Origin of the sequence: Acinetobacter sp. BY419 (genome assembly GCF_019038395.1) — a bacterium.
Classification (GTDB): domain Bacteria; phylum Pseudomonadota; class Gammaproteobacteria; order Pseudomonadales; family Moraxellaceae; genus Acinetobacter.
In genome coordinates, this window is record NZ_JAGFXZ010000015.1 from 32,055 (window position 1) to 52,172 (window position 20,118).

General features: G+C 44.3%; 17 protein-coding genes. 10 read left to right on the forward strand and 7 right to left on the reverse strand.

Annotation, left to right across the window (positions count from 1 at the left end; all coding sequences use genetic code 11):
* Positions 1 to 4: 4 nt before the first annotated feature.
* Positions 5 to 442, reverse strand: coding sequence for a large conductance mechanosensitive channel protein MscL (mscL, locus tag KUG37_RS07675; RefSeq protein ID WP_216936820.1), 438 nt, complete (start codon positions 440 to 442; stop codon positions 5 to 7).
* A gap of 226 nt (positions 443 to 668) precedes the next feature.
* On the reverse strand, positions 669 to 2,504 hold the full coding sequence (typA, locus tag KUG37_RS07680) for a translational GTPase TypA (RefSeq protein ID WP_216936821.1): 1,836 nt from the start codon (positions 2,502 to 2,504) through the stop codon (positions 669 to 671).
* Between the two features lie 174 nt (positions 2,505 to 2,678).
* Between typA and KUG37_RS07685 the strand changes: the two genes are divergently transcribed.
* The 3 genes from KUG37_RS07685 (at position 2,679) to KUG37_RS07695 (ending at position 6,613) form a co-directional block, all read left to right on the forward strand.
* The gene (locus KUG37_RS07685) at positions 2,679 to 4,049 is read left to right on the forward strand and encodes a uracil-xanthine permease family protein (protein WP_216936822.1); all 1,371 of its coding nucleotides are present in this window, start codon (positions 2,679 to 2,681) and stop codon (positions 4,047 to 4,049) included.
* Positions 4,050 to 4,115: 66 nt separating this feature from the next.
* Positions 4,116 to 5,150, forward strand: a complete 1,035-nt coding sequence (locus tag KUG37_RS07690) for a methyltransferase (RefSeq protein ID WP_216936823.1) — start codon at positions 4,116 to 4,118, stop codon at positions 5,148 to 5,150.
* Complete coding sequence (locus tag KUG37_RS07695) at positions 5,150 to 6,613, forward strand: amino acid permease (RefSeq protein WP_216936824.1); 1,464 nt, start codon at positions 5,150 to 5,152, stop codon at positions 6,611 to 6,613. Before KUG37_RS07690 ends, KUG37_RS07695 begins: the two co-directional genes overlap by 1 nt.
* Positions 6,614 to 6,665: 52 nt before the next feature.
* Here the strand turns inward: KUG37_RS07695 and KUG37_RS07700 are convergent, their stop codons facing one another.
* Together KUG37_RS07700 and omp38 are read right to left on the reverse strand one after the other, a co-directional pair.
* Entirely contained in the window at positions 6,666 to 7,199 is a 534-nt protein-coding gene (locus KUG37_RS07700; protein ID WP_216936825.1) for a peptidase C39, read from the reverse strand.
* 103 nt (positions 7,200 to 7,302) lie between these two features.
* Positions 7,303 to 8,424 carry an outer membrane protein Omp38 gene (gene omp38, locus KUG37_RS07705; protein ID WP_216936826.1) on the reverse strand — a complete coding sequence of 374 codons (1,122 nt, stop codon included), beginning with the start codon at positions 8,422 to 8,424 and terminating at the stop codon, positions 7,303 to 7,305.
* 375 nt (positions 8,425 to 8,799) lie between these two features.
* Between omp38 and KUG37_RS07710 the strand changes: the two genes are divergently transcribed.
* From KUG37_RS07710 to KUG37_RS07720, 3 genes are all read left to right on the forward strand, one after another.
* On the forward strand, positions 8,800 to 9,321 hold the full coding sequence (locus KUG37_RS07710) for a GspH/FimT family pseudopilin (protein ID WP_216936827.1): 522 nt from the start codon (positions 8,800 to 8,802) through the stop codon (positions 9,319 to 9,321).
* Between the two features lie 111 nt (positions 9,322 to 9,432).
* Positions 9,433 to 10,608 (forward strand): acetyl-CoA C-acyltransferase, encoded by a 1,176-nt coding sequence (locus tag KUG37_RS07715; RefSeq protein ID WP_216936828.1) that lies wholly within the window; start codon positions 9,433 to 9,435, stop codon positions 10,606 to 10,608.
* A 196-nt stretch (positions 10,609 to 10,804) separates the two neighbouring features.
* Positions 10,805 to 11,254, forward strand: coding sequence for a VOC family protein (locus KUG37_RS07720; protein WP_216936829.1), 450 nt, complete (start codon positions 10,805 to 10,807; stop codon positions 11,252 to 11,254).
* A gap of 65 nt (positions 11,255 to 11,319) precedes the next feature.
* Here the strand turns inward: KUG37_RS07720 and KUG37_RS07725 are convergent, their stop codons facing one another.
* The 3 genes from KUG37_RS07725 to KUG37_RS07735 all read right to left on the reverse strand — a co-directional run bounded on the left by KUG37_RS07725 (position 11,320) and on the right by KUG37_RS07735 (position 14,819).
* Positions 11,320 to 11,805: a DUF934 domain-containing protein gene (locus tag KUG37_RS07725; RefSeq protein ID WP_216936830.1), complete on the reverse strand. Its 486-nt coding sequence runs from the start codon at positions 11,803 to 11,805 to the stop codon at positions 11,320 to 11,322.
* On the reverse strand, positions 11,798 to 13,441 hold the full coding sequence (locus tag KUG37_RS07730) for a nitrite/sulfite reductase (RefSeq protein ID WP_216936831.1): 1,644 nt from the start codon (positions 13,439 to 13,441) through the stop codon (positions 11,798 to 11,800). Before KUG37_RS07730 ends, KUG37_RS07725 begins: the two co-directional genes overlap by 8 nt.
* 256 nt (positions 13,442 to 13,697) lie before the next feature.
* Positions 13,698 to 14,819: a CaiB/BaiF CoA-transferase family protein gene (locus KUG37_RS07735; RefSeq protein ID WP_216936832.1), complete on the reverse strand. Its 1,122-nt coding sequence runs from the start codon at positions 14,817 to 14,819 to the stop codon at positions 13,698 to 13,700.
* A 213-nt stretch (positions 14,820 to 15,032) separates the two neighbouring features.
* On the opposite strand from KUG37_RS07735, the gene KUG37_RS07740 reads away from it, so the two are divergent.
* The 4 genes from KUG37_RS07740 (at position 15,033) to KUG37_RS07755 (ending at position 20,100) form a co-directional block, all read left to right on the forward strand.
* Entirely contained in the window at positions 15,033 to 16,043 is a 1,011-nt protein-coding gene (locus KUG37_RS07740; protein ID WP_216936833.1) for an AraC family transcriptional regulator, read from the forward strand.
* 195 nt (positions 16,044 to 16,238) lie between these two features.
* Positions 16,239 to 17,444, forward strand: coding sequence for an acetyl-CoA C-acetyltransferase (locus tag KUG37_RS07745; RefSeq protein ID WP_216936834.1), 1,206 nt, complete (start codon positions 16,239 to 16,241; stop codon positions 17,442 to 17,444).
* An 11-nt stretch (positions 17,445 to 17,455) separates the two neighbouring features.
* Entirely contained in the window at positions 17,456 to 19,591 is a 2,136-nt protein-coding gene (locus tag KUG37_RS07750; RefSeq protein WP_216940340.1) for a 3-hydroxyacyl-CoA dehydrogenase NAD-binding domain-containing protein, read from the forward strand.
* A gap of 161 nt (positions 19,592 to 19,752) precedes the next feature.
* Positions 19,753 to 20,100 carry a hypothetical protein gene (locus KUG37_RS07755; RefSeq protein WP_216936836.1) on the forward strand — a complete coding sequence of 116 codons (348 nt, stop codon included), beginning with the start codon at positions 19,753 to 19,755 and terminating at the stop codon, positions 20,098 to 20,100.
* The last annotated feature ends 18 nt before the right edge of the window (positions 20,101 to 20,118 follow it).

Below are 20,118 nucleotides of genomic sequence, written 5' to 3' on the forward strand. Positions count from 1 at the left end.
AAGCTTAAGCTTCGGGACGCTTTTTCAATTCATCACGAATTTCACGCAATAATGCGATATCTTCTGGAGTCGCTTCCGTAGTTGGCTCTGCTTCTTCCTTGCGGCGTAACTTGTTCATCATTTTCACTAGCAGGAATACAACCCAAGCCAATAACAAGAAATTAATCAGAATAGTCAGGAAGTTACCATAAGCAAATACATTTAAGCCCGCTGCTTGTGCTTGAGCTAATTGAGTCACGTTGTTCGGGTTATCCCCCAACACCAAGAACCAATTTGAGTAATCAACTTCACCACCTAAAATCCATGAGATTAATGGCATGAAGATGTCTTTCACCAGTGAATCGATGATTTGACTAAATGCGCCACCAATGATGACACCGATCGCCAGATCCATCACGTTGCCTTTAACAGCAAATTCTTTAAATTCTTGAACAATACTCATGTCTTTTTCCTCTTTATTTTGAAACTATTCTTTTTAATTAAATATTTCGAGAACTGTATTGCATGGCAGGGCTTTTATAACAGTTCAAAATTCCTTGTAATTTACTCGGAATTATTTCTTTTGAATATATGGAATTGCCAATTGCAAACAAAAAAAAAATGCTATCAATAAATTGATAGCATTTTTTCATAATATCGCTCTAAATGAGCAAGCTTATTTTTAAATCTTATTTACCACGGTTACGTTTACGTTCGTTTTCAGTCAAGTAACGCTTACGGATACGAATTGACTTCGGTGTTACTTCAACTAATTCGTCATCTTCGATGAATTCAAGCGCTTGCTCAAGCGTATATTCGATCGCAGGAACAAGAGTTAAAGCTTCATCTGTACCAGATGCACGTACGTTGGTTAACTGTTTCGCTTTAGTTGGGTTCACAGCCATGTCGTCAGAACGTGAGTTAATACCCACGATCATACCTTCATAAACTTCCAACTGTGGTTTCGCAAATAGGCGACCACGGTCTTGCAGCGTGAACAATGCATAGCCAAGACATACGCCTTGAACCATAGAAACCAACACACCATTTTGACGTTTCGCAACATGACCTGCTTTCGCTGGACCGTAATGCGAGAAGCTAGATGTCATGATCCCTGTACCAGAAGTCATGGTCATGAATTCAGAACGGAAACCAATTAAGCCACGTGAAGGAACGGTTGCTTCAATACGGATACGGCCTTTACCGTCTACTTCCATATTGGTCATTTCGCCTTTACGGAAGCCCATTTGTTCCATCACGAAACCTTGGTGCTGTTCTTCGACGTCAAATGTTACGTTTTCAAATGGTTCTTGCATTTGACCGTCAATTTCTTTCATGATCACTTGCGGACGGGATACACCCATCTCGAAGCCTTCACGACGCATGTTTTCGATCAATACAGAAAGGTGAAGTTCACCACGACCAGATACTTTGAAACGGTCTGGACTGTCAGTATCTTCAACGCGAAGTGCTACGTTGTGAATCAATTCGCGGTCTAGACGTTCACGGATATTACGTGAAGTGACAAATTTACCTTCTTTACCAGCAAACGGTGAGTTGTTTACCTGGAATGTCATCGATACTGTAGGTTCGTCTACCGACAATGGCGGCAGCGCTTCAACAGCTTTCGGATCACAAATCGTGTCAGAAATGTTCAATGCATCGATACCCGTTACGCAAACGATATCCCCTGCATTGGCTTCTTCGATGTCTACACGATCCAAACCATGATAACCCATGATTTTTAAGATACGGCCATTACGTGTCTTGCCATCTTTATCAACAACAGTCACTTGCGTGTTCAATTTCACTGAACCGCGTTGAATACGGCCAATACCGATCACACCAACGAAGCTGTTATAGTCAAGTGAAGACACTTGCATTTGGAAGGGACCATCAATATCAACTGCTGGTGGTTCAACGATATCTACGATTGTTTGAAACAACGGCGTCATGTCGTCAGCAAGTTCTTCTGGAGAAGGACCCGCAACACCACGAAGGCCTGAAGCATAAACAATTGGGAAATCTAACTGTTCGTCAGAAGCACCCAAGTTATCGAACAAATCAAATACCTGGTCAATCACCCAGTCTGGACGCGCGCTTGGCTTGTCAACTTTGTTAATAATGACGATTGGTTTCAAACCACGTGCGAATGCTTTTTGCGTTACGAAACGTGTTTGTGGCATCGGGCCTTCTTGTGAATCTACAAGAAGAAGTACGCAGTCAACCATCGACATTACACGTTCAACTTCACCACCGAAGTCGGCGTGTCCCGGGGTGTCCACGATGTTAATGCGGTATTCAGTATTAGTACGTTCATCTAACCATTTGATTGCAGTGTTTTTTGCAAGAATGGTAATACCACGTTCACTTTCGATAGCACCAGAATCCATGACACGCTCGATCTCACCCGCGCGATCACCGAGAGCACCTGATTGTTGCAAAAGTTTGTCTACAAGAGTGGTTTTACCATGATCGACGTGCGCAATAATGGCGATGTTACGGAGAGTTTTAATATCTGACATGTAAATTCAATGCATATGTAATTTGAGGGCAAATTATACAGAAAAATACAAAACTTTTATAGTCACTGTTACGACACTCCTCAACTTTTTTTGCCCAGTTAAGGCTTTTTTGATTTTGTAAAGACGTGTAACTCGATTAGAATAGCGCCATCCTGCCTTAATTTGCATTGACACATGTCTGATTTTAATCAATCTCCTCCCTCGAAAGATCAACTTGACCTGGTATATGGTCTGGACGATCGCCCAAAACCATTCATTGCTTTTTTAGCTGCTTTCCAGCACTTACTGGCGATTATTGTCCCGATTGTAACCCCTGGCCTGCTGATTTGTCTGGCACTCGGTGTTTCCAAAGAAGATACCAACATGATTTTATCCATGTCACTGGTGATCTCAGGTATCGCAACTTTTTTACAATCTAAAAAAGTGGGACCTTTTGGTGCCGGTCTGCTGATTGTTCAGGGAACCAGCTTTAACTTCATCGGTCCAATTATTGGTATTGGTTCAGCCATGGTTGCTGCCGGTACGCCAGTTGAGTCAGTGATGGCGGCAATTTTTGGTGTGGTGATTGCAGGTGCATTTATTGAAATGGGCGTGTCACAGATTCTGCCTTGGATCAAAAAACTGATTACCCCGCTGGTAACCGGAATTGTGGTACTCCTAATTGGTTTAACCTTAATTAAAGAAGGTTTAATCAGTATGGGCGGTGGTTATCAAGCCATGAGTGATAAAACTTTTGCCAATGCCGACAACCTGATTATGTCCTGCACAGTCTTGGCGCTGATCATTATCCTGAACCGTATCCGGATCACCTGGGTAAAAAGTTCTGCCATTTTGATCGCCCTGGTTTGTGGTTATATCCTGGCCGGCTTTATGGGCCATCTGGATTTTTCCGGCTTAAAAGATGCCCCACTGGTACAGATTCCAACCCCAATGCATTTCGGCTTAAGCTTCTCCTGGAGCCTGTTCATCCCGATGGCGTTCATTTATCTGGTGACCTCTTTGGAAGCCATTGGTGATATCACTGCGACTTCAAAGCTTTCCAACCAGCCGGTCGATGGTCCAAAATGGATGCAGCGCATTAAAGGCGGGGTACTGGTCAATGGCGCGAATTCATTCCTTGCTGGTATTTTTAACACCTTCCCAAGTTCAGTATTTGCACAAAATAACGGTGTGATCCAGTTGACCGGTGTAGCGAGTCGTTATGTCGGTATCTGGATTGCTGCTTTGCTGATCATTTTGGGTTTACTGCCTGCAGTTACTGGTATTATCCAGGCAGTTCCGCAAGCGGTACTCGGTGGTGCAGTGATGGTCATGTTTGGCGCAGTAGCAGCTTCCGGCATTAACATTTTGTCTGGCGTACATCTGGATCGTCGTGCCCTGCTGATCATTGCGATTTCACTGGCACTGGGTTTAGGTGTTGCACAAGTTCCACAAATTCTTGAGCATCTTCCTGAATTATTCCGTAATATCTTTAGCTCAGGCGTTGCCACTGGTGGTATTGCTGCCCTTATTCTGAATGTTGTACTTCCTGAAACAAAGAAGTAATTTCATGTCCAAAGAACACTGTCTAGGTCAGACTTAGGCAGTGTTCTTTATATTGGAGAGATACCCATGGATCCTAAAAGCGAAGTTTTATTAAGACAATATGATTTTTTGTCGGGTCGCATCTTACTCATTAATGCACCGACAGATGATCTACTCGCTGACTTCGATGCCTCTATCAATCCCGCTGTCTGGACATGGAATTTTAATGATTTTCAATATTTCCAGTCACAACAAGCAGATGTGCATTTTGGTGCAGAGATGCCTGAAGGTGAATTTGATCAGGCGGTTATTTTTGTACCTAAGTCCAAAGAACTGCTCAATTATTTACTGCATAATGTGGCAGCGCAGCTTAAACCGGGCAGCAGTATTTTTCTGGTCGGTGAAAAGAAAGGCGGGATAGAACGTGCAGCCAAACAGTTGCAGCCTTTTGGTAAAACACTCAAACTCGATAGCGCACGTCATTGCCAGCTTTGGCAACTGGTTCTAGATCACACGGTCGAGAAAAAATCACTTGCTGACTGGGCACAGCGTTATACCGTATCCACTCCAAATGGTGATCTGAATATTTGTGCCCTTCCGGGTGTCTTTAGTCAAAACCGTTTAGATATTGGGACTGCCACGTTATTACCTTATTTGTCACAGGTAAGCTCCGGTAAAATCGCTGACTTTGGTTGTGGCGCAGGTGTGATTAGTGCGTATCTGGCAAAGTTGAATCCTAAAAACCGGATTTTTGCGATGGATGTTGATGCCTTTGCACTGGCCTCTACACAAATGACTTTTGAAGAAAACCAGCTCACTCCTGAACAGATTGAAATTAAGGCGGTCACCGGCATTGCGGATGCACCCTTATTCTTGCACGCCATTGTCAGCAATCCGCCATTTCATATGGGAATCGAGACCGATTACACGGCAAGTGAAACCTTGTGTAAAACTTCGCGTCGTCATTTAAAATCAGGCGGTGAGCTCTGGATAGTCGCCAACCGTTTCTTAAACTACCCTACCCTGATTGAACAAAACTTTGGTCGCTGCACAGTGAAAGCGGATCAACAAGGCTTTAAAGTGCTCTTCGCCAGCACCAAAAAAAATGTTAAGGAATCATGATGAGCGAAACGCAAAATACGATGCAGCTGCAGCGTAAGCTGGGTGCTCGTCATCTGAATATGATCGCCATTGGCGGATCAATTGGTACAGGCCTATTCCTGGCCTCAGGTGCGACCATTGCTAACGCTGGACCAGGCGGTGCACTACTCGCATATGTACTGATTGGTATCATGATTTATTTCCTGATGACCAGCTTGGGTGAACTTGCCACGCACAACCCGACCTCAGGTGCATTTTTCACTTACGGCACTAAATATGTCGAAGGTGGTTTTGGTTTCGCTCTGGGTTGGAACTACTGGTATAACTGGGCCATTACCGTGGCTTTTGAGCTGGTGGCAGTTCAGTTCATTATGAAATTCTGGTTTCCCGATATTCCGGGCGTGTACTGGAGCGCAATTTTCCTTGCCATTATTTTTGGGATTAATGCCCTGACGGTAAAAGGCTTTGGTGAATCTGAATTTTTCTTTTCTCTGGTGAAAGTGCTCGCGATCATTGCTTTTATCATCATCGGAATCTGGATGATCGTGAAAATCATGCTTACCCCGGGTGCTGAAGCATTTGCCAACTGGAGCATTGGTGATGCACCCTTTGTCGGTGGTTTTCAGGCGTTAATTGGCGTGGCGATGATTGCCGGATTCTCCTTCCAGGGTACCGAAATGGTCGGTGTGGCAGCAGGCGAGTCGAAAGATCCAAAGAAAACCATTCCGGTGGCTATCAAACAAATTTTCTGGCGTATCCTGTTATTTTATATCGTGTGTATTTTCATTATCGGCACATTGATTGCCTATAATGACCCACGTTTATTACAGGCAGCCGCAACCGATAATATTGCGCTTTCTCCATTTACCCTGCTCTATGAAAAAGCCGGCTTTGCCTTTGCTGCCAGTATCATGAATGCGGTGATCTTGACGGCTATTTTATCGGCGGGTAACTCGGGTATGTATTCATCTACCCGTATGCTGTTTGATATGGCGCGTAAAGGCAGTGCACCTAAAATGTTTGCACGTCTGGACCCACGTGGTGTACCGATGAATGCGCTGTATGCTACTACTGCGATCGCCGCTCTATGCTTCCTGACGACCTTCTTCGGTGAACAGGAAGTCTTTAACTGGCTACTGAACATGTCCGGAATGTGTGGCTTTATTGTCTGGCTTGGCATTGCAATTTCACATTACCGCTTCCGTAAAGGTTATTTAGCCCAAGGTTATAAACTGGAAGATCTGGCTTATCGCGCGAAATTCTTTCCTTTCGCTCCCTGGTTTGCTTTTATCCTCTGTACGATTGTCGTCCTGGGTCAAAACTATCAAGATGTGCTGGCAGGTCAATGGATGGGAGTTCTCTCGACTTATATCAGTATTCCACTATTCCTGGCCATTTGGTTGGGCTACAAATGGAAGAAAAAATCTAAACTGGTTTCTTATCAAGAGATGGATGTACAACCCATGAAACTTGATCAGGAATAAACCATCATTCATTAAAAAATCAGCCTACGGGCTGATTTTTTAATTTCTTGGATTAACCATGCCGCATGACAAAATTACGATCATCAATCACAATCACTTGCTGACAGATCCCATCTGCTTGACGCTGCTGCTCAAAAACGTCTGCCGGCATAGCATCAAAACTGTCAAAGAAACTGATCTCGTGTTCATCCATTGCATAGATCAGTGAATGATTACCCACCCCTTCTAAGGTGTCATAGAAAACAATCACGAAGCGGCCAGCTTCGATCTGCTGCTGAATCTCCGCATAAGGAATTACCCGCTCTTGTACAGGAATATTCAGTTTCTCAGCCTGTTGATAAAACTCAACTTCAATGGGCTGTTTATCCGCATCATATGCTGTAAAGAAAGTAACATCCAGCCCCAAAGTTTTGAGCGCAACTGCTAGCGCAATAGTTGAAGTTCCCATCTCATCATCGTGCCGTGTCAATTGCACCAGGTCAGGAATATGTAGATCGATACCATAATGATGAAAGATCATCCAAATCGCATAAATACCGCTATTGGCTTCCAGACTCAGCAAGTCTTGAGGAAGTTCTATACTCATGCCTTTACTCAAAATCATTTTAGAGCTACAAGTGTATGTAAAAAACAGCCATAAAAAAAGCGACTCCTTAGAGTCGCTTTTTCAGTCTGTGTTCAATAACGAATTATTGAGCAGCTGGAGCTTGTTGTTGACCTTCAACCAGTACAGTACGGCTACCAGTGATTGTCGCGAATACACGACGGTTCATCGCACGACCTTCTGCAGTAGTGTTGTCAGCAATCGGTTGATTCCAAGCGAAACCTTGAGTAGACAAACGAGATGCATCTACGTTGTATTCGTTCACAAGTGAAGATTTAACTGAGTTAGCACGAGCTAGAGACAAACGTTCGTTCAATGCAAGTGGCCCAGTGTTATCAGTATGACCTTCGATGCGAGCAGTAGCGTTTGGATATTCAACTAGCTTCTCAGCAACTTTCGCGATTTCTGGTTTGTACTGATCTTTGATGTTTGACTTGTTAGTATCAAAGAACACACGAAGTTCCATGTTCAGATCTTCAGTCAACTCTTGTGGAGCTGGAGCAACCTGTTCAACTTGAACAACTTCAACTACTGGCGCAGCAGGTTTCAAGTGACCACCTAGAACTACGTTAAGACCAGCAAGTGCTGTATAGTTCCAGAACTCGTGATCAAAGTTATAAGTAGCACGTGCTTCAGTACGTAGTGATAACGCGTCATTTAGCTGCCAGAAAGCACCGATACCCGTATTTGCTAAAGTACCTTCTGACGTATTACCGCGGTCACGACGTACTGGAGCTGTTGGGCTGTTCTCACGACCTACACCATCAAATTTATATTTGTAGTGACCCGCACCCGCCAATAGGTAAGGCTTAACTTTGCTGTCATAGTTACCAGTGATTAAATCAGAAGTAACATAGAAGTTACCGTTGATTTGAGTTTGCTTATACTCAGCGCCTGGTTCAACTTGTGATGGACGACCATCAGTAATATAACGAAGTGATTTGTTAACATCACCCTTCACCTGGTTATATTCAGCCTCGAAACCTAACCATGGAGTTAGTTCTACACCAAGTGCTGCACCAACGAACAAGTCGTTTTGCATTTCGCCTTGACCGAGTTGTGCAGATAACAAGTGGGACTGACCATTGTTATGCTTGGTGTCTTGCCAAGTATAACCCAGCATTAATGGAGTAACAGTTACGCCTGCGTTTGCAGCAGCAAAAGGTGCAACTACAAGCATAGCTAAAGCAATACGACTCATTTTCATGGATTTATCCTCCAGAGATAACAATTGTTGTTCAAGCTCAAGCCTTATAAATAGGCCATCCTGAGATAGGCTTTTTATTACCCCAGTATTATTCTTAAGCTATTCACATGGCATCATACAAACACTTTATTATTTTTCCAAGTGCTTGATTAATTTAATCAAGTAAATTATTGACAAAATTACTTACAATTTCCGTTGTAATTCGGTAACTTTTTACTCAATTTCTTATTCTGAATGACCTATTGTGATTGCCAATTATTTTAACAGCTTTCTTGAAACTTAAGTAAGCAATAATTTACACGGTCAATAAAGCATAAAAAACGTATAATTAATAGCATCTTTATTATAAAAATAATATATAAATCAGGTAACTCTATGTATAAAAAAACAACAAGAGCGTTTACTATTGTTGAGTTAATTATCTGTATTGCAGTGATTGCAATTCTCGCCAGTATCGCCCTACCCTACTTCCACGAGTATAGATCCCGGCAGGAAGCTAAAAATATTCCGCTCAAGTTATCTGCAATTAATCGTTATGCACGCAGCCAGGCTGCAGTGTTTCAGCAGAATATTGTGATCTGCCCCAGCCAGAACACTCTCACTTGCCAGGCCAATCAATGGAACAATAACATGCTGGTTTTTATTGATAAAAATAAAAACAGGCAAATTGATACGGGTGAAAAAATTTTACATATTGATGTACTTAATCTCAAATACGGTAACCTGAGCTGGCGAGGAGCCTTGAGCTCACCAAGTGTCACCTATCAAGCACATACGGCCTTGCCAATTGGTTCAAATGGCAGTTTCTATTATTGTTCTTCCCACATTTCTAGCCAACAGCGTATTGTACTGAGCAAAATGGGACATATCCGGGTTGAAAGCCCCCCCTCCTGTTAATAGAACTATCCAGTTTATGCTTCACTGCGATTAACCCTTCAATCCTGAGTTTTTTTCAATATACTGCTTAAGTTTGAAAAAATTGATTAAAACTCATGCGGAGATAGAAGAATGACGGACATCGTAATTGTCAATGGCGCACGTACAGCCATGGGTGGCTTTCAGGGCAGCCTTGCCAGTGTAACTGCTCCTGAACTGGGTGCTGTAACGATTAAAGAGGCAATTTCCCGTGCGGGTCTGCAACCAGCAGATGTTGAAGAAGTCATTATGGGCTGTGTCCTTCCGGCAGGCTTAAAGCAGGGCCCGGCACGCCAAGCCATGCGTCAAGCTGGTCTTCTTGATTCTACTGGTGCTGTGACCATTAACAAGTTATGTGGCTCAGGTATGAAAGCCGTCATGCAAGCTGCTGATATGATTAAAGCAGGTTCTGCTTCAATCGTGGTTGCAGGTGGTATGGAATCGATGACCACTGCGCCTTATATATTGCCAAAAGCACGTGGTGGTTTTCGCATGGGTCATGGCGAGATTAAAGATCATATGTTTCTGGATGGTCTCGAAGATGCTGAAACAGGTCGCTTGATGGGTTCATTTGCGCAAGATATGGCCAATACCAAAGGTTATACCCGCGAACAGATGGATGATTTTGCGATTCGTTCATTAAAACGTGCGCAAATTGCCGTCAATGAAGGTTACTTTGCCGATGAAATCGTGCCTGTAACAGTTAAAACCCGTAAAGGTGATGTGATCGTTGATAAAGACGAACAGCCGTTCAATGCCAATCTTGATAAAATTCCGACTTTGCGTCCAGCTTTCGCCAAAGACGGTACGATTACAGCGGCTAATGCCAGCTCGATTTCAGATGGTGCATCTGCTCTAGTAATTACTTCGGCTGAAAATGCAGCAGAAAAAGCTTTAAATCCTTTGGCCAGAATTGTTGCCTATGCTTCAAATTCGCAACATCCTTCCGAATTTACCATTGCTCCAGTAGGCGCGATTCAAAAAGTGCTAGATAAAACTGGCTGGACAGCTGAAGAAGTTGATCTTTGGGAAATCAATGAAGCCTTTGCGATGGTGACGATGTGTCCAATGGATGAGTTCAAGCTTGATCCTGAAAAAGTCAACATCAATGGCGGTGCCTGTGCACTTGGTCATCCTGTCGGTTCAACCGGTTCACGTATTATCCTGACCTTGATCCATGCGCTGAAACGTACTGGTGGTAAAAAAGGGATTGCTGCACTTTGTATCGGTGGTGGGGAAGCAACAGCGGTAGCGATTGAACTGCTATAAACTTTTAAAATCTCCCTTTGTTAAAGAGGGAGACCTGTATATCCCCCTCTCTCTAACTCTTTCCCTGAAGGAAGGAGGATATAAAAATCCCTCTAAATGAGGGATTTTTTATGCTTACATTTTCATAAAGCTTGCTCACCTAAATCGCAGCAAAGCGGCGTAGATTAAATGGAGTAGAACAAAAAGGAGTTCTCCCATGCAACTCAATCACTATCTGAATTTCCAGGGCCAGGCTGAAGCTGCCTTTAATTTTTATCGTTCCATTTTTGGTGGTGAATTTTCAAATCTGACCCGTTATGGTGAACTACCTGCACAAGAAGGTTTCACCCTATCTGAAACAGATAAAAATAAAATTCTGCATATCTCACTTCCCATCAATGAGTTTACCGAACTGATGGCCTCTGACAGGAATGATCAGTTTTGTGCACAAAACAATACGGTGTTCACTCAAGGTAATAACCATTATATTTCGATTAATTTAGAGGCTAACGAGCAAACTGAAGCACAGCGACTCTTTGATGCTTTATCAGTGAATGGTCAAATTGAGATGCCGCTAGAAAAGACATTTTGGGGAGCACTTTATGCTGCTTTTAGCGATCAGTTTGGAGTTCACTGGATGATCAACTGTCAACTTGAAGAAAGTTGATGGTTTTTATCAAAACATAGAAAAGCCGGAATCAATCCGGCTTTTTTACAGCAACTTAACTTAAATCAAGCACCTGTTTGATAATGTGCCTGTGCCACCGCAGTTGAGGCTTGGTAAGGATTAGTAAAGTCACCCAAACCTGCTGCCGCTTCCTGAATATCTTTACCTTCTTTAATCACGAAAGTATCGAAACCAGAACGCTTCATGTAGTTCAACACATCTTTGAACACATCACCTGTGGCACGAAGTTCACCCTGAAAACCCTGACGACGTAGCAGTGCAGCAAATGAATAACCACGACCATCATTAAAACCGGCAAACTCAATAAAGATTGCATCCAGCTGCTCGAGCGGAAATTCATTGGTTTCAGGCGAAGCATCTACGGTTAAGTACAATGCTTTTTTGCCTGATACATTGGCAATTTGATCCAACTGCTCTACGGTCAGAACGACATCACCTTGCGGCAAAACGCCATCTTCAACAATCAACTGGTAAGTGTTATCTGCAATGCTGCCATCCTTAGAGAGCACTTGTAGTGCGGTATTAAGCATATGCTCGCTCCTTGAATGGTTGAATGCCAACACGGCGATAAGTATCGATAAACTCTTCACCGTCCTGACGCAGGTCAAGATAAGTATTCAGAATTTCTTCTACGGTCTCCGGCACCAGGTCTGCTGCAAATGATGGTCCAAGAATGTCACCAATCGAAGCGTCATGATCCGCATTACCACCCAGGGTAATCTGGTAGAATTCAGCGCCTTTTTTATCAACACCGAGAATACCGATATTACCGACATGATGGTGACCACAGGCATTCATACATCCTGAAATATTCAAATCCAGTTTGCCCAGATTATAAATCGTATCCAGGTCATCAAAACGGCGTGAAATCGCTTCAGAAATCGGAATCGATTTCGCATTCGCCAGTGAACAGAAGTCACCGCCCGGGCAGCAGATGATGTCGGTCAAGAAACCGATATGCGCACGTGCCAGGTTGTTTTGCTCAAGGGTTTGCCATACGGCGAACAGATCTTTTTGCGGCACATCGACCAGCGAGATATTTTGTTCGTGCGTGGTACGTAATTCACCGAAAGTGTACTGATCGGCAAGGTCTGCAATCAGGTTCATTTCTTCAGTGGTCACATCACCTGGTGCAATTCCGGCACGTTTCAGTGAAATCGTCACAATACGATAGCCTTTCACTTTATGTGCATTGGTATTGATGTTAAACCACTGTTTGAATTTTGGATATTGCGCAAACAATTCAGTGAAATCTTCGTCTGCATAATCCTGATACGCAAATGGCGTGAAGTTCTCATCCATTTTTGCCAAGGTTGCAGCATCGATCTTCAAGGTTTTAACGGTATGCGCAAATTCAGCTTCAACTTTTTCTGCAAAGACTGCTGGCGTTAAAGCTTTGACCAGAATCTTGATACGTGCTTTATATTTGTTGTCGCGGCGACCATGCAAGTTATACACACGAAGTACTGCTTCCAAATAAGCAATCAAGTCTTCACGTGGCAGGAACTCACGGATAAAGCTGCCAATCACCGGAGTACGGCCAAGACCACCACCGACCTTGATTTTATAGCCCATTTCGCCTGCTTCATTACGCACGATATAGACACCGATATCGTGAAATGCAGTTGCTGCACGATCGGTTTCTTCCAGCGCAGATACCGCAATCTTGAACTTACGTGGCAAGAAGGCAAATTCCGGATGGAAAGTGGACCACTGACGGATCAGCTCACAGGTCGGACGCGGATCGGCAATTTCACCGGCAACCACACCGGCATACTGGTCAGTCGTGGTATTACGGATACAGTTACCCGAAGTCTGGATCGCATGCATTTGCACAGTCGCCAGTTCAGCTAGCATATTCGGCACATTTTCCAGTGCAGGCCAGTTAAACTGAATGTTTTGACGGGTCGAAATATGCGCGTAGCCACGATCATATTCTTTTGCCAAATCAGCCACTTTACGAAGCTGTTTTGAGTTCATCAAGCCATATGGAACTGCAATACGTAACATTGGCGCATAACGCTGTACGTACAAACCATTTTGCAGACGAAGTGGACGATACTCATCTTCAGTGAGTTTGCCTGCTAAATAACGTTCCGTTTGGTCACGGAACTGTGCAACACGTTCATTAATCAGTTGCTGATCAAAATCAGTATATAAATACATGGCGTACAGCTAGTAGTTTCTATTATATCGAGCGCAAGGATAGCGAGATTAAACCTATCAATAAAATGCTTTTTATACATATTTCATAGCGGTTTTATTGATAAGCCTGCCAAAGTTTCACTGATATCAGCATTTACCGCACATACTTCCTTTTTCAGCTAATAATGCTTTAATTCTTCAATCATTAGCACTTATTTTCATAAAGAGATTTTTCTATCTCCCCTATCGTCATCAATATATTAAGCTATTAAAAACCCTACCAATTTTCAGATTCCCCTAAAAACTGCCCAACGAAATCATAACGTATCTTTGAGCGTGAAAATTTAATCGGGCATGCCAGTTGTGCTTCGGTCTGCTGACTATTGAACTTTAATGGAACCTGTGTCACCCAGCCCCGCTGCTGGGCCAGATCGGAATGCAACGCTTCTTCAAGTTTAAGCACCGGTTCGACACAGACATCCAGCGCTGCAAACTGCGTTTGCCATACAGATAATGGCTTGGTCTTGATTTTATTTTGAATCGCCTGCTTTACTGTAGTACGGTCTTCCGGAGCAAAAGAATTACCTTTTTCCAGAATAATCGGCAGCTCTAAAGCCTGTGCCAATCCCTGCATAAATTGCGGCTCCAGACTGCCAATTGACAGATAGCGCCCATCCTGAGTTTCATAATAATCGTAAAAGGTTCCGCCATTCAGATACCCCGATTCAGGCTGCTGATGCTGGTTGCCGACCAGACTGGCAGAAGCAGCCAGATTATTCATGGTGACCACGCAATCGGTCATGGAAATATCAATATATTGCCCTTTTCCGCTGTGCTGACGTTCAATCACAGCAGCCAAAATCGCAATCACAGCATGCATGGAACCGCCCGCAACATCGGCAACCTGAATTCCCAACGCTGGAGGACCACCTTCCACCCGACCGCTATGTCCTGAAATTCCCGCCAACGCCAGATAATTAATGTCGTGCCCAGCTTTATCTTTATATGTGCCGGTCTGGCCATAACCGGTAATTGAACAATAAATCAGTTTCGGGTTAATTTCACTTAAGGTTTGATAGTCTAAGCCCAGACGTTGCATCACCCCGGGACGGAATTGCTCAATCACAATGTCATAATCTGCTATCTTGGATTTGACCAGTTCGATATTTGCAGGATCTTTCAAATCCAGCGCAACCGATTGCTTGTTTCGGTTCAGATAACTCTGTGAAGTCGCCTGTCCGTTGGCAAAGGGTGGCATTAGTCGTAACAGGTCCGGTCGGGTCGGTGATTCAATATGCACAACTTCTGCACCTAAATCAGCAAGATACAAGGTGGCAAAAGGGCCGGGTAAAAGTGTAGAAAAGTCGAGGATTTTCAATCCTTTTAATGCATATGACATTGGAGTATTTGCTCTACTTATATTGCTTTTTTCAGTATCATAGAAATATAAATGTATAAAAACAATGTCATGTTCAGCCATTTACCTTGATAGTTTCGGCAATCTAATATGTAAGAAAATAGCAAAGGTATTCCTGTAAATTGCCATTGCTTTATTATTTTTCGTCATTTAGGTCAATTATTAGTGAACATTAAAGAGACTGAAGGATTAAACATGAGTCGTGATACGATCAGTATCCATTTCGTCAATGCGGCCTTATCTGGCGTCAAGCGCCTGGGCATGGATGTCGATACTTTATTGTCTCACGTCGGGATTGAAGCAGAACTGCTGCATCAGCCAAAAGCGCGTATTTCGCCTGAACAATATACCCGCTTTATAAAAATGTTGTGGATGGTGACCCAGGACGAGCATGTCGGTTTTGACAAACAGCAGCGTCGTTTGGGTACTTTTGCCATCATGTGCCAGCTTATCATTCATGCCAAAACCCTGGGTGATGCACTGGAACTGTCTTCCCAGTTCTACAAACTCTTCGGTGATGACTGGTCGGTGACCCTGGAGCGCGACAAACACGAAGCACGTCTGGTGCCATTGATTCCAAACGCAATGGATCCGGATCATTTCATTACCGAAAGTATGCTGATGATCTGGCATGGTCTGGCGTCCTGGCTTATCGAACGCCGTTTGCCATTGGAACGTGTGCACTTTAGCTATCCCCGCCCTAACCATGCCGATGAATATGATGCCTTATTCTTTGCGCCCGTGATGCAGTTCGACATGCCTCGCACTGAAATTACTTTTGCAGCGGACTATCTGGATCTGCCAATTCGCCAGAATGAAGAAACCCTGGAAGAGTTTTTGAAAGCAGCACCCGCCCAACTGCTGGTGAAGTTTAAAAACACCAATTCACTGACTTCAAGAATCCGTGATGTGCTGAAGAGCCAGATTGGGGAAGAAATGCCGACATTAAATGATGTAGCATCGATGTTATATCTTTCTCCACAAACCTTGCGCCGTCGTCTGGCTGCCGAAGGTAAAAGCTATCAAGGGGTCAAAGATGCCCTACGCCGTGATGCTGCAATTCATCTGTTATTGAATCCTGATCTGACGCTGGAAGATGTGGCACAACAAGTGGGCTTTAGTGAAACCAGTACTTTCCACCGTGCCTTTAAGAAATGGACCGGTGTGACTCCGGGTCTGTATCGCCAATTACATGGTTATCATTAATGAAATGGTACCGAGCCGTGTTTAAAAAGTAAAAACCGGTTCTCTCCGCCTGAGCACTAGCTTAGGCTTTTTTTATCGCTAAAATTGGCCAAATCGATCAAATGATCTGAGCCGTTCTCGTCATTGCACTTCCTCATTTAATCATTACACTCAAAGCTAAGAATAATTTCAAACCGCTTAAAAAAGGATTGCGCTATGAGCGAAGCCTATATCATCGATGCCATTCGTACCCCACGTGGCAAAGGCAAAAAAGATGGATCTTTACATCAAGTCAAACCTATTTCATTACTGACGGGCCTACTCAACGAGCTCCAAGCACGCCACCAATTTGATACGTCAAAAGTCGATGATATTGTCTTGGGCTGTGTCACACCGATTGGTGATCAGGGTGCCGATATTGCCAAAACCGCTGCCATTGCTGCGGGCTGGGACAATGATGTTGCTGGTGTACAAATCAACCGTTTCTGTGCTTCAGGTCTGGAAGCTGTCAATCTGGCCGCACAAAAAGTTCGTTCCGGCTGGGAAGATTTGGTGGTTGCAGGTGGTGTCGAATCGATGTCCCGCGTGCCGATGGGTTCCGATGGTGGCCCTTGGGCACTGGACCCTGAAACCAATATGGCCTGTGACTTCATTCCACAAGGAATCGGTGCAGACCTGATTGCCACCATTGACGGTTATAGCCGTACAGATGTAGACCAGTTTGCTGAACAATCACAGAAAAAAGCAGCATCTGCCCAGGCCAATGGCTATTTTAAAAGTTCAATCATAGCGGTTAAAGACAAAGCCGGTGTAGTGATTCTAGATCAAGATGAATTCATCAAACCGACAACAACCGCTGAAAGCCTAGGCAAACTCAATCCAAGCTTTGCCACCATGGGACAGATGGGCTTTGATGCCATCGCCCTGCAAAAATATCCTGAAGTCGGCACTGTCAATCATGTGCATCATGCCGGTAACTCTTCAGGCATTGTCGATGGTGCTGCTGTGGTTTTAATCGCATCGGAACAAGCTGTCAAAGAACAAGGTCTGAAGCCGCGCGCCAAAGTGCTTGCTACAGCGCTAGTCGGTGCTGATCCAACGATTATGCTGACCGGTCCTGCCCCGGCTGCACGTAAAGCTTTGGCTAAAGCCGGTTTAAGCATTGATGATATTGACCTGTTTGAAGTCAATGAAGCCTTTGCTGCCGTGGTAATGCGTTTTATCAATGAAATGAAGGTTGATCCTGCAAAAGTGAATGTCAACGGCGGTGCAATTGCCATGGGTCATCCGCTCGGTGCGACTGGTGCAATTATTTTGGGAACCTTGCTGGATGAGTTAGAACGTCAAGGTAAAAAACGCGGACTAGCCACACTATGTGTCGGTGGTGGTATGGGCATCGCGACCATTATTGAACTGGTATAAGGAGAAAAATAATGAGCGCAATTCAATTTGAAAAAAATGCCGACAATATTGTTATTTTAACGTTTGATTCTCCAAACCAGTCTGCCAATACCATGAATGCAGATTTTCGTAGCGCTTTGGCTGAAACTGTAGAAAAACTCAAAGCTGATGACATGATCAGCGGTATTATTTTCTGTTCAGCCAAAAAAACCTTTTTTGCCGGCGGCGATCTGGATGAACTGATTCAAGCCACACCTGAACATGCGACTGAATTCTTCAACATGATTGAAGAGATGAAAGCGCAAATGCGTTATATCGAAACCCGCGGTATTCCGGTTGTAGCTGCACTGAATGGTACAGCGCTGGGCGGCGGCTGGGAAATCGCCCTGTGTGCCCATCAGCGTATTGCTTTAGATGATCCCAAAACTAAGTTTGGCCTGCCTGAAGTTACGCTGGGCTTACTCCCTGGTGGCGGTGGAATCGTACGTATGGTGCGCCTGCTCGGTTTGCAAAATGCCTTTCCATTATTGATGGAAGGTAAACAGTTTGGAGTCGATAAAGCCAGATCTCTAGGGCTGATTCACGATGTCGCAGACAGTACCGATGAACTTTTAGAAAAAGCGATTGGCTGGATCAAAGCCAACCCGAAGTCGCAACAACCTTTCGATGTGAAAGGCTATAAAATTCCGGGTGGTAACCCTTCTACACCGGCAGTTGCACAGATGCTGGCAATTGCTCCGGCGATGCTGCGCGACAAAACTAAAGGCTGCTACCCTGCGCCTGAAGCGATCATGTCAGCTGCGGTAGAAGGTGCTCAGGTCGATGTCGATACTGCCCTGACCATTGAATCGCGTTACTTTACTTATCTGGCGACAGGTCAAATTTCTAAAAATATGATTGGTACTTTCTGGCATGGTCTGAATGCGATCAAATCCGGTGCGAGTCGCCCTCAAGGTATTGCAGCGTGGAAAGCTACTAAAGTCGGCATTCTGGGCGCAGGCATGATGGGTGCTGGGATCGCCTACGCTACTGCCAGTAAGGGCATTCCAGTCGTTCTAAAAGATATTTCAATAGAAGCGGCTGAAAAAGGCAAAGCCTACAGCCAGAAACTACTGGATAAAAAAGTCGCTCAAGGTCGTTTAAGTGCTGAAAAACGCGATCAAGTTTTGGCATTGATTCAAGCAACGGCAGAAGCTTCAGATTTACAAGGCTGTGACTTGATCATTGAAGCTGTTTTTGAAAACCCTATACTCAAGGCCCAGGTCACACAAGAGGCAGAACAGTATCTTGCCAGTAACGGGGTAATGGCATCGAACACTTCGACCCTGCCAATTACAGATTTGGCCCAGGCTTCTAAAAATCAAGCGAACTTTATCGGCCTGCATTTTTTTAGTCCGGTCGACAAAATGCAGCTGGTTGAAATTATCAAAGGTCGAAACACCTCGGCAGAAACGCTAGCCAAAGCCTTTGACTTTGTTCAGCAGATTGGCAAATTACCGATTGTGGTAAATGACAGCTGGGGGTTCTTTACCAGCCGCGTATTTGGCACCTTTGTACAGGAAGGCTTATGCTTGCTGGCAGAAGGTGTGCATCCGGCGCGAATTGAAATGGCTGCACTCAAAGCCGGTATGCCTGTAGGGCCATTGGCGATTCAGGATGAGGTATCTTTGACCCTGTCTGAACATGTAGCCAATGAAAGATACAAAGCCTTAGAGGCACAAGGTCAGACCATTACCAAATCACCTGCAGACGAGGTGATTCACAGCATGATTCACGAATTTAACCGTAAAGGTAAGGCTGCAGGTGCCGGTTTTTATGAATATCCAACCGATGCCAAAAAGCAGCTCTGGTCTGGTCTCAGCCACTGGAAAAAAGAGAATGATATTTCGGAACAGGAAATGATTGACCGTTTCCTGTTTGTACAGGCACTGGATACTGTCCGCTGTCTGGAAGAAGGCGTACTGGAATCTGTGGTCGATGCCAATGTCGGTTCCATCTTTGGAATTGGTTTTGCAGCCTGGACGGGTGGTGCAGTGCAATTCTTGAATCAGTATGGTCTGGCCAGAGCTGTGACGCGTGCCAAGGTGCTTGAAAACAAGTATGGTGAACGTTTCAAAGCCCCGCAGCTTCTGAAAGATCGGGTAACACATGCCCAGCCCATTCAATAGTCCATAAATTTAAATAAAAAGAGGACCCGGGTTCCTCTTTTTTATCCTCCAGATTGGGCTGAATCGTTGGATACCATCATCTGATGACAGATTTCGATCTGCTTTTTGATCAATTTATGTTATAAAGTTACATAAGTTTGATATCCACGTGGGTAAGACCAATGACTGATCACAGTTCACCTGAAAATTCTCCTTGGGGTTGGAAAGCACTTATTATCTTCTGTATTTTAGGTGGATTATTCATGCTTATTTTTTGGCTTGCGGTGAGTAATGAACCAGATTACATGCCAAGCCAGCAAAATAAACAGGCCACTCAGCAGCATGCTTTTAAAAATGCACCGACCATGTCGCCAGAAGCGCTTGCCAAAGCGCAAGCGGATCGTGCAGCACGAGAGGCTGCCAATACGGTTCACTCAGGTACGACAACCGTTGAACATAATATGCCAGCTGAAGAGCATGCCAATATGGATAATGCTGAGCACAGCTCAAATACAGCGCACGGTCACTGATCCAGATTTAGTATATGC